The following is a 15,570-nucleotide window of genomic DNA, read 5'->3' as shown; positions in this document are numbered from 1 at the left end:
TCCTCAATAGCGACAACTGTGCGTGAATTATAGCTTTTATATGCCCTCCGCGTGGATGGATATGCTGCCTATTATTTGCATCGGTGATGAATTAATCATATCTGGTAATCAATCGCCGCCTCTTCCGGCTCCATCGCCTGACGCTTAATTTCATCCAGCGACAAGCCGGCGTTGCACAGCTCGATAAAGCGCCAGACATAATTGCGCTGTAGCTGACCGCGTTTTAAGCCTAACCAGACGGTATTGGCATCAAACAGGTGCCGGGTTTCAAGGCGGGTCAAGGTGTCCGATTCCCGGGCATCCCCGGATTGCTCCGCCACCAGCCCGACGCCCAGCCCCAGCTCGACGTAGGTTTTAATGACGTCGGAGTCCTGGGCGCTAAGCACGATATCCGGCATCAACCCTTTACGGTTGAAAGCTTCATCGATGCGTGAACGCCCGGTGATACCCTGCCGGTAGGTAATCAGCGGCCAGCGGGAAATGGCCTCCAGCGTTAAGGGCGAGACCTGAATCAGCGGGTGTTCTTTGGGGACCAGCAGGCTGTGGTGCCAGCGGAACCACGGAAAAGCCACCAGCGTGGGATCGTTACTTAAACGCTCACTGGCAATGCCGATATCGGCACCGCCGTTATGCAACAGCGCTTCGATTTCCTGAGGTGTCCCCTGGATAAGCTCCAGTCGGACATCGGAAAACAGTTCGCGGAAAGCTTTAATGACCGGAGGCAGGCTGTAGCGCGCCTGAGTATGGGTGGTGGCAATGGTTAAGACACCGGAAGCGTCATTGGTAAACAGGTCGGCGAGCCGACGGACGTTACCGGCTTCATTGAGGATACGCTCCGCAATAGTTAATAAGGCTTTACCCGGCTCGGTCATTCCCAACAGACGCTTACCGCGCCGGATGAAAATCTCAATCCCGAGCTCTTCTTCCAGCTCGCGAATATGGCGGCTGACGCCCGACTGCGAGGTATATAACATATTTGCGACTTCCGTCAGGTTGTAATCCTGACGGGCCGCCTCACGAATGATTTTAAGCTGCTGGAAATTCACCCTTTCCTCCGGGCTATCAGACATAACGTATACGCTATTGTTAAAGTCTGTTGCCCTTGCTAACAAATAATAAAAACCAGCAACTTATTCCATTCCGGTATATAGATTAACTCACCAGCAGTAATTCACGGTTCTCCAGCGAAGGTCGGCTGACCAGAGAGAGTAAGATTTCTTTTACCGCCTGCGCCTGCGGCGACAGGCTTCCCTTAGCGGACATGTTCAGTGACAGAGACAGGCTCATCGACGGAGTGCTGATCCGCGCCATCCAGCCATTTGCCGCCTGACATAATGAGCGAGCGGCGGATTCTGGCAGAACGGTGACGCCCATCCCGCTGGCAATCGCCGCCGTTAAGGTGGTGATGGATTCAATTTCACCAATGATCTTCGCCGACAGTCGGCGCAAGGTAAATGCTTCAGTCACGCGCGCGCGCACCGCGCTGTAATCACGCGGCAGGAACAGATTCATCTCTGCCACTGCGGTCAGATCGACGCTTTGCCCAGGGCAATCGCGGGTTCCGACCAGGTAGAGATCTTCTTTCAGCAAAGGCTGGCTGATGATCCCAGCGACCGGTGAACGCTCATACAGCACCGCCATATCCAGCTGCCCGCCGAGCAATTTATCGTTGAGGATGGTGCCGCTGCTCTCCTGCAGATAGACCATCACTTCAGGGAGTTCATTACGCACCGTCTGCAGCAGAGGCATGGTAATGGCAGAAGCCGCAGTACCCGGCGCCAGGCCAATAGAAACCTGCCCGCTCAGAGTATGGCCAACGTTGTTGACCGCCAGTTGGGCCTGCTCACACTGGCGCAGGATGGTCCGGGCATGGGTATAAAGAATCTTCCCGGCTTCGGTCGGCGTCACGCCGCGTTTTGTGCGAATCAGCAGTTGCTGGTCCAGTTCGCCTTCCAGGGTCGCCACTTGCTGGCTCAACGCCGGTTGTGCGATATGCAAGACTTCAGCGGCCTGGGTCAGGCTACCGATATCGACGATTTTTACAAAATACTTCAGTCGTCTTAAGTTCATTTTGCCTCCTGTAAGGAAAGCCAGTACCAACGCTGGCAATTTAGATACAGAAGGTTTTGCAATTTGCTTGCCAGTTTTTTCAAAACGATGCAAAGGCCGCCATTCGCGGCGTAATAAGGGATTCTGATAGCAACGGACGATTTATTTGCCCGGTAAGCAGTTTAGGCTATGCCCCATTAGGGGTATATGTGCACTACCGTGGTGCGGAATGTCGAAAAAAAGCGCAAAAGTGGCCGGTCGCTGAAATTGTCATCAATCAAACACATTTTGATGAATCAGACTTTGACAAGGCCATCCGTCGCCGTTAATATGCGCCCCGTTCACACGATTCCTCTGTAGTTCAGTCGGTAGAACGGCGGACTGTTAATCCGTATGTCACTGGTTCGAGTCCAGTCAGAGGAGCCATATTTAAAAAGCCTGCTTTTGAAGCAGGCTTTTTGCTTTTCTGCATCCTGGCGTTAACTCAAAATAGCATCCAGCCTGGCAAGCACTTCATTTACCACAGCGTCTGGTATGCGTTCCAGCCGCTTGCCGTTCCGGGCAGCCATATCAATGGTTCTGGGCTGGTCGCAGCGAATAACGCCAATCGTTTTTGTCTCTTCCCCTTCCAGTGAAACGGTGAAACCTGCCGTGCGAGCAAAGTTTCCGCCGCTGGTGATGGGAACAACAACGGGTAGCCGGGTCAGCTTGTTAAACGATGCTTTCGATACGATGAGTACCGGACGTTTTCCGCTTTGCTCGTGGCCTGCAATAGGATCCAGTGAAACGAGCCAGATTTCCCCTCTGTCCATCTACAGGATCTCCTTGCCCACCGCAGGCGCATCAATCCATTCCCGCGCCTCTTCGCTCATTTCGGCGTGCGGATCGCACTGCGCCAGCAGTTCCTCAAGTGAATAACGGGGCCGTTTCTGGGGTTCAATAATCAGGCAGCCATTATCAATGGTCATACCCACTTCGCTGTCCGTCGACAGCTCCAGCGTTTTCAGCACGGCGGGAGGAACCGCCAGCATGATAGATCCGCCGACCTTTTTCAGGCGAGTTGTATACATAGAGCACCTCCGAATATTATATTTTAATATAACATCCGCGGCAGGCGATGCACAATTATTTATCAGATTCATTGCGATTCCCTTAGAGTAATAACGTGTGAAGGAAGCCTTAATCCATCGAAGGGCGGATCCGGCAGTTTTCAAAGGCGACATTGCCGGTAAAAAGGCGACCATCCTGATACATCAGTCGCTTCTTTCAGGTCATGAAGCATTTCGTGCAGGCGAGAGCTTAATTCGTGGTAAGAAGGCCGATAATAGAAAACTGTTTTTGCGGTTCAAAGGATTATGACGATTCAGATAAACGAAATGCGGCGCAGCTTCCGTATCCGGGCTGCGCCGGAGGGATATCAGCGATAGCGTGAAAGCCAGATTATTTCAGGCGCAACATCTAACGCTTCAGCAATCAATCTTTCGCCTTTGGGCCAGCGGCAAGTAAGCGCATTTTCCAGCATAGAAGACGCCAGCCCCGCCTGACGGGAAAGCACTGACAGCGATGTGCCTCGTTTTTTCAGTCCGGCGATAATGTCGGCAGGATGCCAGTCAGACTGCATCATGCTTTAACCTCCACACCGTCGATAAACTTCACGCCACCGGAAGTACGCAGCCAGCGCGGGGCTTTCATTTCCGCAGCGAAATAGTTGATCAGGTCGTACAACAGCCTGCTAAGGTACTTCTCCGTTTCAAAGGCGAATCCCAGCCCCGAGAGGGTTTGCGTGATAGCAAGGCAGTAACGACAAAGCTCCGTACATTCAGGCTCAAAACGGGGAATGGTCGCAGGAAGCGTGTCAACGGTCAGGCTTTCAACCAGATGGGGTGGAACAGGCTCTAACAGTGTGGGTTGTAGCAGTGTTCGGCCAGTACGGTGAAATCCGTGGTGGCATTAAAGGGAACAGCAAGTAACGAGTGTGTCTGGATTGGGGTGGTAGCCATAGTGGCAGCCTCCTGTAACGGGTTTAAAACCCACCACCAGAGGTTCCAATCTCATGGTGGTGGACTGAACGGGGTTGGAACTACCGGCGTTACAGGCAACCGGCGCACCTTGCGGTGCCCCCGCCCAGCCCACCATTGAGGTATAGCCGAGCGCACGACATAAAAAAAGACGCGGGGCGCGTCGTATGTCGCCTGTAACATTTCTCAGGGTTCCAATCCCGGCGCCTGATTTTGCAGGTGCGGGTAAAAATACCGCTTTCGGTCAAAAACAGCAATAGGAAGTGGTGGAATACAGATCGCAAATTGTTATAAATATGCACAATAGTTACTGTTGACGAAGGCGGCACATATAGTAACTTTACTCCCAATCTTCTGGATATTTTTTCGCATGTAATTCTCGGGTCAAATAGTGGATACCCTCTTTCTTCTCTTTCATCCCCTCATGCCTCACCATAAAAGTAAACGAAAAAATTGCTGAACGCGTTATCTGAAGTAAATGTTCGAAATGGCGAATAAAATCACTTTCTTTTATGAAAAGAACATCTTCGATTAGTTGATAAGATTCGTAAATATCCTCAGGTTTATCACTTTTATGTACAACTAGAAACTTATGCTCTAAACCATTGCGCCATTCTTTATAGAAAGCCAACTCCCCACCCTTATCTTTATTCAGATCGGTAGCAATACTGTACAATGCCAAAAGTCCAGGTGATTTTACCTTTTCAAATAATTGTCTTCTGTTACCAACATCCAACTGCCAGAAATTCTGGAAATAAATATTCTTCTGAGGCATCCCTTTTTTTGCTATTGGGTAAAGATTATAAAGTTCACATATGGCCACTGCAATTTTATCGAGAATACCAAAACAAAGACGAAATGCCGTCCTGATCTTTTCAATTTCTATCCCTAAAACTTCGTCATTATACAATTCCAGAAAATGACTTTCGTACTTAATGTAATCCGTATTCTGTGGATGAAGATAATCAAAATAAAGATGACGTGCGAGTGAAAACTCCGATTTAAGGCGATTTAATACCATCTCCATGGGAATGATAAAATCACCTGTTACGCCACCTCCTGAAGAAATAACAAGATCATCTGTAGCACTTCCTACACATGGGCAATACAGGCCATGTTCTGATAAAGTCAGATGATTTCTAAGACAAAACTGTCGGTATGGGCTTAACGCTTCGAACTCTTGTTGCGTAAGTGCTTCATCGTGTTCGTCAGTTTCATCATCAGTTGCATATTCTGCGATTTTATCGTTAGTCTGTGCTATGCGACCTAAATAGAATGATTGCCATTGTGGTGGGATATTTTTTGATACAGAGGCTTTAATATATCCTGCTCTCACTTCTTTTAATAATTTGATTGAGAATGAAGATGAAATAAGATTGAGTACCATAAGTGACATCGAACGATTGACCCAAGCCTGTGGTATATCCAATTCCTTACAATTAATAAGGTCATAATATCTTAGTGACTCACTGAGCCGAAATTGACTTCTTAACGCATTCGCCAAATTAACGGAAAGTTCAGCCTGAAATTCCTCCTGCTCCTCAGAAGATAGATTAAAAGAACGCCAGTAGATATTTTTTAAAGAAACCAATTCTTCTATCGATTTGAATGTATGGTCATTGGGGTTAGTAATGCTTACCAAATTAGATAACGCATTGCCATAATTATAATAGTAAAGGCACTCTCCCAGCACTGAGATAAATGCTTCTTTATTATCTTCCATCAGGTTGCAACCAAGTTCTGATGCACCTTTATTATTTTGCATCTGCCCGAGATCAACAAGAGTACCCGCAATATTCGCCAATACTATAAAGTAGTTATCGCTCCTGATTTTTATTCTTGCCAGTTTGTTCAGGAACGCAACTGACTGTTGATAAGATTCGTCAAACCTTCCGATATCAACCAGTTTGCGAATAAAATTACTTTCATCGACAAGCTCTTTTGTTATCATAATAATTTTTCCTTATATAGCAGAATTCGAAGCTCCAACAGGAAGTATGACCTCACCGGAAACATCAATTACTATCGCTGATAAGCGGTTTCTTTTTTCAACCGGCACAGTTTCATTAAGCATATTTTCCATTGCACTGGCGTTTTTAGGCTGAGGCATGATTTTCTTCAAACGAGGCAGAGCATTCGGCCGAGCAGAACCAAACCAAAAAACCAGATAAATACCATAACCAGCAGCATCGGGGTTTTTAGTATAAAGCTTGTCCAACTGTCCGTTAAGCGCAGTCCAGACATCACGATGATAATCACGCTTTATCTCAATAGGTATTTTTATACCCGGTAGTGAAACAATGATATCTGCCCTTTTATCAGAAACCATGTGTCCTTCTGGTTCACTGCTTATTTTTAATGGATTAAGTCGGGTACGGAGTAACTCCAGAAAAATATGACGGCAACTCTCTTCCGGTTTAGGCACCAAGGTACGTCCATAACTGTCTTCATTCCAGAATTGTTTATAAATATCGGTATTTTCGTAAGTAATTCTGTTAGAAATATCACGTAGATGATCAAGCAACAATGAGTAAAGATCCATTACGTTGGCAGGCGTATCATTCACTAATGTACTTACTGCCTCCTTCCAGTCAGCATGATAAAACTGGGATTCTCTATAACGGATTATCTGATTAATTTTGGCATGTGAGAGATGATCCCGGTAGCTTTCGCATTCAGGCAGCAATAATAAACGCTCAAGCACTTCACTGGCATCGTATGAAGAAATAGCAGAAACTTCGTTAATCAATGTTCTGATAAATTCTGCATAATCCCAGCTATTTCTTGAACCATGATTTCCCCCCACAGGAGGATAAGCGTTAGGAAAATGTGTTGCTGAAACTTTAATGATGGTTTCTAATTGAATTAAAGAAAGCTCTTGATTATTATTTTCTCTCCGTCTTTTGGCATTACCAGTTAACTCACGCACAATCCAAATGATCGCAGGATCTGATTTAGCTTCAGATACAAATAAATCATAAGCCTGTTCGTGCTTTAGCAAATAACAGCATACTAACCAAATATGATAATTAACCTTCTTTAACACGCCTCGTCGATTAATAATAAGTTGGGATAGTTCCAGCAGATCTCCATGTATCTGTGGACGCGCTAACAGCCATTTAACTAGGTTTTGTGTATGATTAATATCATCAGGATATTTTTTAGCAAAATACATAATTAAAGGAATAACATACGATTCCGGCAAAGAATCTTCATTTAACAGATAATTTAGTGCTTTAATATATTGTTGCTTATTTTCAAAACAGACATCTGTTATATAACGATATGTTTCTATAAAAACATCCGCTCGATAAGTTATAATGTGCTTTTTCCAATCAATTGGATGAGTTTCATTTCTTTTACCACGTTGAATACGGGTTCCAAGTTCAATATCTAATGTCAGCAATAATTTTAATAACCGTTCTCTCCATTGAGAGATATCAGGCTTACATTTCCATAGTTCTTCAGCCCCAGCCAGTATCGAATACCACCATTCATAATAATGGCCTTCCACTATAGAAACACTAATTTCATCAAATGTTGGCAGATCTTGCCGTTCCAGAACAGCTATAAGTCCAGAAATAGAATCAGTCACATTTTCATCGCCAAGTAGTGACGAAAGACGTTCAAGGTATGACTGTTTATCATCTACATCGCTATATAAGGCATAGTATATATGCGCTATATGCTTAAGCCACCCTTTATGCAACCCTAAAACAATCTGTTCTCTATGAAGCTCAAAGTCCAATTTATCCGCCTTAATTATATCCCTCTTCTCTTTCTCACTTTCTAGTCTACTGACGTTGTTTTTTACCTGCCAATCCTCAATTTCACAGATCAGCGCATCTTCTAAAACTGTAGATAATTCATTATTAAAAAGGCCATAGGAAATAAGAAAATCAAAAACCTTTTGTGAAGGTACATCACAACTCCAAAGAATAGGAAATGCTAAGCGGTAAATAAATTTTATCTTATCCGGAGTTTTTTCATCACTCGATAAATAATGAATAAATCGGGACAGTAAAAGTTCACGAGGAATGACCAAAAATGTACTTTGTTCGAATTCATGTAAAAAAAGAAACCTTGTACTATAACGACTGAATGATGCTACTGCGGCATCTATAATATCTTCATACTGCCATTCACGTTCTTTTAGCAACTGGACAATCTGCTCTGTTTTACTGTCAAAGCGACTATAATGTTCTTTATACCAGTAATAAACACTCAGGCATATCCATATCTGCTCAGCTGTATACTGTTCCTTCGCATTAAGAATAATCACCAGACCTTTTTCAATATAATACAAAACTTCATGGCGATTTATTGATGATGAATACTGGTTATCTATATTTTCATTTTGATATTGATAGAGGTATTCAAATATTGTTATTATACCCTCGACAGGTACGACATCTATGATCCCCCATAGAGACCCTACCGGTAAACGTTCCTCAGTAACACTTAAAGTGTCAATCAGGAGTTGTGCTACATCTAACGCGGAGAAATAATCTTTATAAAGAAACTGAATAATGTGGTTACGCAATCGAATATTGTCGTGATTTATCTGTTTCAATTCAGAATAAATTCCGACGACTTCTTTAATACCTGATAGGCCCGAGTGTATTAATGCCGTTATCGCTTCTTCTTTTTCGGCGTATGAATGACGTTCAGATTTAACAACATCAATTAAATCTTGATTCAATGACAATATTGGGGTTGTAACAGATAGAGATTCAAGGATAAGCATACGCAAAGAAAATCGCGATTTTGGATCATGGATAATCAGGCGCAAATGTGCTTCCATCTCCTCGCTCACGAAGCCATTCAAATTAGAAGAAAAGCCGTGATTTCTAAACCAAGGATCGCTTTCCGAAAGTTTGGACAGTGCCACAAGTAAACTTTGTTTATCGACAGTGGATAACGAAGCTGCATCGCCATAAGTTAGTACACCATAAGGATCGGCTTGAATGAAGACATTGGCGTATTGTGGTAAAAAGACCGCCAACCATGCGTGTAATCCTCTTAATTCTGAAGACGGATAGCCCTCAAACCCCAGCAGGCTTCTCAAACGTCCCAAGGGTAATCCCTTTTCAACGATACTAGCTAACCATTTCGCTGCCAAATACTCAGCAATTGTCCTATGGCTGTAATCAACTGTTTCGAGTTCATCCCCAGCGGCAAAAACGCGTCGGGATAACGTCGCTCCTATTATTTCATGTGAGAAAAATGGTATGGTTCTATAGCTAGGATATTCTGGTCGGATATCATTCGGAAGCAGAGAAATCCCGGAAACATCACTCAGTATGCGCAACGCACAAATAGACCCAGCAGGGGGCTCTAACTCGTCGCTGGTATAAATTCCCGAATTTTTCCGCGAATGCTCTTTACTATGTTCAGTTAAAAGAAGCTGTGTCGCTGAGTGGAAAAGTTCTGACCTCGTCTGAGGCCAGTTTCCCTCTTTGACGGCCTCAGCCAGCATAAGCAGATTTTGTGGGTTGTGAAGAAACTCATAGGCAGAGTGTTTTTCTGCTTCCTCCAGAAACTTCTCGGGATGCTCGATGCCATGAGCATGCAGAATCGCTATCTGCTCTTCCCTTGATAACTGCTGCAAATGTAAAACGACATATCCTCCTGTCCGCTCAAAATAGGGTAAAAATGCCGACAGGTCTGATTCGCCCAACCAGTCCTGAGATCGACAGGAGATTCTGACTTTTTGCGGGGTTTGGGAAAAAAGCCTTCGGACTATGTCATCTATAACATCGCTACTGTTATGACTGCTCCTTTTTTCATCTAATGCATCAATAAATAGGTTTTTTTGGTTATCTATCGGAACACCACTTAGAAAGTGCCGTACCGTCAGATAGTTTGCCCTATGAAATGCCGAAAACTGTTTGAAAAGATGAGTTTTTCCAGCACCAGGATCGCCAAGCAGAACAATGTTAGGAGACTCCGAATAATCGCCAAATGTCTTAATTTGGCTATCTTTATCCTCTTGGGGGTGAATCTGCCTGACTTGCCTGTTTAACATGTAATACTCCCCAAAATATTTTCATCTAAATATAATACTACTGAAATGGAAATTATTGAGACTATCCATAGACAACTATCAAAAATCATCAAGCAGCATACAGTTTTCAACAATACCTATAGATGGAACTTCATTATACAAAATTGCCGGTTCAAGATTAAATAAATCATATAACTGCCTTTCTACTGAAAGTATAGGCATTTTATCATAACGTGGTTTTGAATAATCAACATCACCTTGCTCAATAAAATTGATATATTTATTTATCTCATGCAAAAGCATATTTTGTGTGTGTTTTGTTCCCGTGCTTTGTAATTCATGAAATCCTACTGTCGAATTAACCGATTTATATGCTGAAAAAGACAATCGCCTAGCACTGGTTATAATATTCTCTAGTCGCTGCTTAGTATTTTCGTTAAGAAAAAATTCCTGAGCCCATCGCTCAGATATTTTAGAAAGATAATATTCTAATGTATTGTAAAAATACCCTAGATTAATTTTACGCCAAAGGTTGATAATACTATCTTTTATATCCCCCCTCTTTAAAACCTCTTCTTGTAAAACTTTTAACGATATAGTTTTCGTATCACTTATTCCAATTATATTTAAGTGGAAACGGCAGATGTTGATGAATGAGTCAAAGTTATATAAATCATCATCTTTCAATGAAGAAAAATCAGAAACTGAAATTTTGAGAATGTGCTGAGTGAGCAGATTTATTAGTTGCTTGTTTGCAATTTCCTTTGATGGAAATGTATAGCGTAAAAGTTCTTCTGTAGCAACAATTCCCCAATCGCCACCACATCCATCAATTATTGATAACAATATCAACAATTCTTCTGTCTTCACAGAATCTAGGGTAATTGGAGTTACATTAGTCGGATTTATTGGATGTTCATGTCTAGCTAATGCTTTATTTATTGCACATTCACCTTGTTCTCGTAACTGTAACAACTCTGGATTATCACCACCAACTGCTGATTCTAAAATGTCCATCCACTTATCATATTCATGCCAAAGATTACAGCGAATAGTTGCTCTTATTGTATTCTTACATAATGAGACATTATACGATGCTCCATCTGCATAACTTCTTGAGTTCAAACACGTTAAAGCATAGTCTATTGCTTGTTGATCATTTTTATTAAGACAGAAATAAGACAAAAAGAAATATAATGACTGACTCCCTTCACCCTCAAGATGTTGATAAATAAAAAGTGTAAGATTATTCAACTCATTATCATTTTTAATCAATACTCGATGATAGTACTCATAAAACCGTAATAAAATATCGTCATAATAATGTAAAGGATAGTTGGCATTCTCTTTTGTATTTGTGATCACCTTCATAAAGGTCTTAAAATACGTTGAGTTACGTCCTTTAGCCCCAGTACGTATAAAGAAATCAATTAGTTTATAATATACATGTGCTAACTTTAACCCTTCACTTATGTTATCTAAATGAATAAATGAAAGTCTCTCTGATAAAATAAATTCATTTTCTTCAGTCATCAGCCTTGTTATATATGAGGGGACTTCATCATAAATAGTCATCAGTAATAAAAATGCAGATATCCTGTGTGACTCATAATCTTTATTTTCCCAATAAACAATCATATTAGAAAAATGATAATCTGGACTATTTTCTAGTGCTGGGTTTAATTTAACCTGATCAATAATAAGTGAACAAAAGTCAATCAATGGAATGTTAGTTGGAAGTATAGTATTATTAAATAAATATTCACTATTCTCTCTTCGTTGGGGATTTTCATTTTTCTTCTGTCGTTGTTGCTTATTCCGATTCTTTTTTGACTTCCTGTTGACCATAACCATTCTCCTAAGACAAACAAAACCATGCTAACACTATGGATGTTAAAGTAAAGGTACTAAACGACAGGTAGTGAATACAACGACACGTGGACCTCTCATACTGGTTATCTTAGAAAAACATGCTCAATAGCAAGTACACTAGCGTATCAATCATGATGTCATACCAAGGCTCTTTGACCAGAATGACCCATGCACAAAAAGGTGGTCATTCTCGTGATCTTGACAACCTGAATTTTTAGGTTTAGCTTATCAATCAGCCAGTTAATGGCTAAGGCGATCCCAGTCAGAGGAGCCATATTTAGAGAAACCCGCTTAAGGAAACTTAAGCGGGTTTTTTGCATTTTCTGGCGTATTTAAATAATCGCTGGACTCCCGATCGGCGACCGGGATCATCTGGTCATAAATACCAACAATGGTTCCACCGAGTTCAACAGGACAGTTACCTCATTCCCCTGTGACAATTCCTCCCGAGCACGACCACTAAATGCTTCGTCCCATGCGGCTCGATTCATCCCTCAGACCAGACGCCACAAGGCTTTTGATGCCCGGTAAGCGTATTTTGATGATGTCCACCTCCTGTGGTTGGAGGGCAAAACAGCCGCCAGAGCCGCGATATCATTTTCTTTCGGTGGGGAATATGATGAGGCACATTATCTTTGCGCAATGCGGTGATTGAGAATAAATGGATGTAATAAGCATCATTATGTCGGCGGGTAAATCTTCCGTTGATGTCGCACTTTATACGCTCTTACCCATCATGGTCGTGATGCTGATGATCATGAAATACCTGGAAGTGCGCGGCGTACTCGATGTTATCGTGCGCTGGGTTGCTCCGTTACTCAAGCCTTTCGGCCTCAGCGGCATGAGCGCCTTCGCGCTGATCCAGATGAACTTCGTGAGCTTTGCCGCTCCGCTGGCCACGTTGTCGATCATGGATAAACGCGGCGTCTCAGACCGGCAGATGGCCGCAACTCTCGCCATGGTGTTCGCCATGGGACAGGGTAACGTCTTTTATCCGTTAACCCCTTTTGGCCTGCACTGGACCGCCTCGATTGCCATATCCATGGTCGGCGGTCTGTGCGCGGCGGCGGCCACCTGGTATATCACCGGTCGTCGGCTGTCTATCGCGGAGAATCCACGTGCTGAAGCGCTGCCGAATAGTGAGCAGAACAGCCAGGGGATGCTCGCGGTGATTAACAATGCCGGTTCCGATGCCATTCGCCTTGCGCTTGGCGCCGTCCCCATGCTGATCCTGTCGCTAACCATCGTTGGCATCATGAAGGAGGCTGGCCTCATCGAACTGCTGCAGCAGCTGCTGATGCCGCTGCTGCTGTGGTTAAACATTCCGGTGAATTTCGTCCTGCCAACCCTGGTGAAATGCGTCGCCGGCGGCACCGCCTATTTCGGCGTCGTTTCTGAATTAATTCAGCAAGGGAAAGTCACCGTCAGCCAGCTCAATGCCTCCGCCGGGCTGCTGGTCCAGTCGTTTGACCTGCCGGGTATCGGCATCTATCTGGGGATCAGCTCGCGCTTTGTTCGCCTGTTTCGTTTTGCCGCCCCGGGCGCCATTGTCGGCATTCTGGTGCGGACAATCATGCATGTGACGATATTCTGATTCATGGCCGGTTAAACACAGACTAAACCAATGGTCTATTCCGATTGTAAGAAATGAGGGAACCGGCAATTATCGCCGGGGAAATCATAGCGCAGAGAAAGTCGGATGGAATGGTGGGTCAAAAAAGTACGGTCGGCCAACGAGGCGGGCCCGCATTGTGTGGTCTTGCAAAGTGGTCAGTTAGCGATAATCGCCACGATTGATTCCTGCCATTTTACCCTGCGGTGTGGCGATAAACTCACGCCACTGGCAAACGCCCGCTATTGCATCAATGGCAACCTGGCAAACAGCGTAAAAGTCATCAAAGCACGCCCCTACAGTACCGAACACTGGGCTGAAGCCGTCACGCCTGCGTAAAACATCATCAACAATATCGAATTCAATCACTTTCGCCGCTAAGCCGCTGAAATTCCCCTTCGCACTTTTCCGTCTGTGACATACTATCGGGCATGTCAGCAGACCTGAAATAAGGAGCGAAGATGAACCAGAAGGCCGCCAGTCTGACCCCGGAGCAAGCGCTGAGCCAGCTTGAAGCGCAGTATGAACGTTCGGTCGATGCATTACGTAAAGCCATCGGCGAGTATATCAACCACAGCGTACTCCCTGATGAAAAAGAGCGCGCCAACGGACTGTTTGTCTATCCACAGCTGTCCGTATCCTGGGATGGTGCCGACCATAAAGCGCTAAAAACCCGAGCATGGGGCCGCTTCACTCATGCCGGTTGCTACACTACGACCATTACCAACCCCAAACTTTTTCGCGCCTATCTGCTGGAGCAGCTCACGTCGTTGTATCAGGATTATGGCGCGCATATCAGCGTCGAGCGGTCACAGCATGAAATCCCCTATCCGTATGTCATCGATGGTTCAGCCTTAACGCTCGATCGTTCGATGAGTGCAGGCCTGACCCGACATTTCCCGACCACCGAGCTGTCGCAAATCGGTGATGAGACCGCCGACGGGCTGTTCCATCCTACCGAGCATCATCCGCTTTCCCATTTTGATGCCCGCCGTGTGGATTTCTCCCTCGCGCGCCTGCGTCATTATACTGGCACGCCGGTAGATCACTTCCAGCCGTACGTCCTGTTTACCAACTACACGCGCTACGTCGATGAGTTCGTCAGCTGGGGATGCAGCCAGATTCTTGACCCCGACAGCCCCTATATCGCCCTCTCCTGTGCCGGCGGTATCTGGATCACCGCCAATACCGAAGCACCGGAGCAGGCTGTTTCCGACCTGGCGTGGAAAAAGCATCAGATGCCAGCCTGGCACCTGATCACCAAAGATGGTCAGGGAATTACCTTAATTAATATCGGCGTCGGGCCGGCAAACGCCAAAAACATCTGCGACCACCTGGCGGTCCTGCGTCCGGACGTCTGGCTGATGATTGGCCACTGCGGCGGCCTGCGTGAAAGCCAGACCATTGGGGACTACGTGCTGGCGCACGCCTACCTGCGCGATGACCACGTGCTGGATGCGGTGCTGCCACCCGATATTCCGATCCCCAGCATTGCCGAAGTGCAGCGTGCACTTTACGACGCCACCAAGCAGATCAGCGGCATGCCGGGAGAAGAGGTCAAACAGCGCCTGCGTACCGGAACGGTCGTGACGACCGATGACCGTAACTGGGAGCTGCGCTATTCCGCTTCGGCGCTGCGCTTTAACCTCAGCCGTGCCGTCGCCATCGATATGGAAAGCGCCACCATTGCCGCCCAGGGCTACCGCTTCCGCGTGCCGTACGGCACACTGCTGTGCGTGTCAGACAAACCGCTGCACGGCGAGATTAAGCTGCCCGGCCAGGCGAACCGTTTCTATGAAGGGGCCATTTCCGAACATTTGCAAATCGGCATCAAGGCCATCGATTTACTGCGCGCGGAGGGCGATCACATGCACTCCCGTAAGCTGCGCACCTTCAACGAACCCCCGTTCCGCTAACGTCAATCCTGATAACCCTGCGCGTACTTCGCGCAGGGAACCGGAAAACAACAGAACCATCCGGAAGACAAAAAGCAAAAAACCCGCTTAAGTTTC

At 45.2% G+C, this 15,570-nt stretch carries 14 protein-coding genes, 1 tRNA gene and 1 pseudogene; 6 read left to right on the top strand and 10 right to left on the bottom strand.

Annotation, left to right across the window (positions count from 1 at the left end):
* Positions 1-95 precede the first annotated feature (95 nt).
* Complete coding sequence (gene cbl, locus ACMYSN_RS23870; RefSeq protein WP_123754969.1) at positions 96-1,046, bottom strand: HTH-type transcriptional regulator Cbl; 951 nt, start codon at positions 1,044-1,046, stop codon at positions 96-98.
* Between the two features lie 106 nt (positions 1,047-1,152).
* A complete protein-coding gene (gene nac, locus ACMYSN_RS23865; RefSeq protein ID WP_123754970.1) occupies positions 1,153-2,070 on the bottom strand; it encodes a nitrogen assimilation transcriptional regulator NAC in 918 nt (305 codons plus the stop codon).
* Positions 2,071-2,126: 56 nt separating this feature from the next.
* On the opposite strand from nac, the gene ACMYSN_RS23860 reads away from it, so the two are divergent.
* Together ACMYSN_RS23860 and ACMYSN_RS23855 are read left to right on the top strand one after the other, a co-directional pair.
* The gene (locus ACMYSN_RS23860; RefSeq protein WP_462496403.1) at positions 2,127-2,378 is read left to right on the top strand and encodes a hypothetical protein; all 252 of its coding nucleotides are present in this window, start codon (positions 2,127-2,129) and stop codon (positions 2,376-2,378) included.
* A 21-nt stretch (positions 2,379-2,399) separates the two neighbouring features.
* A tRNA-Asn gene (locus ACMYSN_RS23855) sits at positions 2,400-2,475 on the top strand.
* Between the two features lie 53 nt (positions 2,476-2,528).
* Here ACMYSN_RS23855 and ACMYSN_RS23850 read toward each other — a convergent pair.
* Together ACMYSN_RS23850 and ACMYSN_RS23845 are read right to left on the bottom strand one after the other, a co-directional pair.
* Complete coding sequence (locus ACMYSN_RS23850) at positions 2,529-2,861, bottom strand: type II toxin-antitoxin system PemK/MazF family toxin (RefSeq protein ID WP_462496402.1); 333 nt, start codon at positions 2,859-2,861, stop codon at positions 2,529-2,531.
* Complete coding sequence (locus ACMYSN_RS23845) at positions 2,862-3,119, bottom strand: AbrB/MazE/SpoVT family DNA-binding domain-containing protein (protein ID WP_462496401.1); 258 nt, start codon at positions 3,117-3,119, stop codon at positions 2,862-2,864.
* 97 nt (positions 3,120-3,216) lie between these two features.
* Here ACMYSN_RS23845 and ACMYSN_RS23840 point away from each other — a divergent pair, with 97 nt between their 5' ends.
* Positions 3,217-3,408 carry a hypothetical protein gene (locus ACMYSN_RS23840; protein WP_462496400.1) on the top strand — a complete coding sequence of 64 codons (192 nt, stop codon included), beginning with the start codon at positions 3,217-3,219 and terminating at the stop codon, positions 3,406-3,408.
* 58 nt (positions 3,409-3,466) lie between these two features.
* On the opposite strand, the gene ACMYSN_RS23835 is transcribed toward ACMYSN_RS23840, so the two are convergent.
* The 6 genes and pseudogenes from ACMYSN_RS23835 to ACMYSN_RS23810 all read right to left on the bottom strand — a co-directional run bounded on the left by ACMYSN_RS23835 (position 3,467) and on the right by ACMYSN_RS23810 (position 11,922).
* On the bottom strand, positions 3,467-3,673 hold the full coding sequence (locus ACMYSN_RS23835; RefSeq protein WP_462496399.1) for a helix-turn-helix domain-containing protein: 207 nt from the start codon (positions 3,671-3,673) through the stop codon (positions 3,467-3,469).
* Positions 3,670-4,049 (bottom strand): annotated as a pseudogene (locus ACMYSN_RS23830) (hypothetical protein). The gene ACMYSN_RS23835 and the pseudogene ACMYSN_RS23830 overlap by 4 nt, the downstream one beginning before the upstream one ends.
* The gene (locus ACMYSN_RS23825) at positions 4,000-4,236 is read right to left on the bottom strand and encodes an ash family protein (protein WP_462498328.1); all 237 of its coding nucleotides are present in this window, start codon (positions 4,234-4,236) and stop codon (positions 4,000-4,002) included. The pseudogene ACMYSN_RS23830 and the gene ACMYSN_RS23825 overlap by 50 nt, the downstream one beginning before the upstream one ends.
* A gap of 171 nt (positions 4,237-4,407) precedes the next feature.
* The gene (locus tag ACMYSN_RS23820; protein ID WP_462496398.1) at positions 4,408-6,018 is read right to left on the bottom strand and encodes an LA2681 family HEPN domain-containing protein; all 1,611 of its coding nucleotides are present in this window, start codon (positions 6,016-6,018) and stop codon (positions 4,408-4,410) included.
* Positions 6,019-6,030: 12 nt separating this feature from the next.
* The gene (locus ACMYSN_RS23815; protein WP_462496397.1) at positions 6,031-10,095 is read right to left on the bottom strand and encodes an NACHT domain-containing protein; all 4,065 of its coding nucleotides are present in this window, start codon (positions 10,093-10,095) and stop codon (positions 6,031-6,033) included.
* A 78-nt stretch (positions 10,096-10,173) separates the two neighbouring features.
* Positions 10,174-11,922: a hypothetical protein gene (locus tag ACMYSN_RS23810; protein ID WP_462496396.1), complete on the bottom strand. Its 1,749-nt coding sequence runs from the start codon at positions 11,920-11,922 to the stop codon at positions 10,174-10,176.
* A gap of 685 nt (positions 11,923-12,607) precedes the next feature.
* Between ACMYSN_RS23810 and ACMYSN_RS23805 the strand changes: the two genes are divergently transcribed.
* The 3 genes from ACMYSN_RS23805 to ACMYSN_RS23795 all read left to right on the top strand — a co-directional run bounded on the left by ACMYSN_RS23805 (position 12,608) and on the right by ACMYSN_RS23795 (position 15,474).
* Positions 12,608-13,540: a nucleoside recognition domain-containing protein gene (locus ACMYSN_RS23805; protein ID WP_462496395.1), complete on the top strand. Its 933-nt coding sequence runs from the start codon at positions 12,608-12,610 to the stop codon at positions 13,538-13,540.
* Between the two features lie 105 nt (positions 13,541-13,645).
* Entirely contained in the window at positions 13,646-13,897 is a 252-nt protein-coding gene (locus tag ACMYSN_RS23800) for a histidine kinase (RefSeq protein ID WP_462496394.1), read from the top strand.
* Positions 13,898-14,019: 122 nt separating this feature from the next.
* Positions 14,020-15,474, top strand: a complete 1,455-nt coding sequence (locus tag ACMYSN_RS23795) for an AMP nucleosidase (protein WP_462496393.1) — start codon at positions 14,020-14,022, stop codon at positions 15,472-15,474.
* The last annotated feature ends 96 nt before the right edge of the window (positions 15,475-15,570 follow it).

This window comes from Klebsiella sp. R445 (genome assembly GCF_051131755.1).
Taxonomy (GTDB): domain Bacteria; phylum Pseudomonadota; class Gammaproteobacteria; order Enterobacterales; family Enterobacteriaceae; genus Klebsiella; species Klebsiella lignicola.
This window is presented reverse-complemented; position numbering and strand designations above follow the sequence as displayed.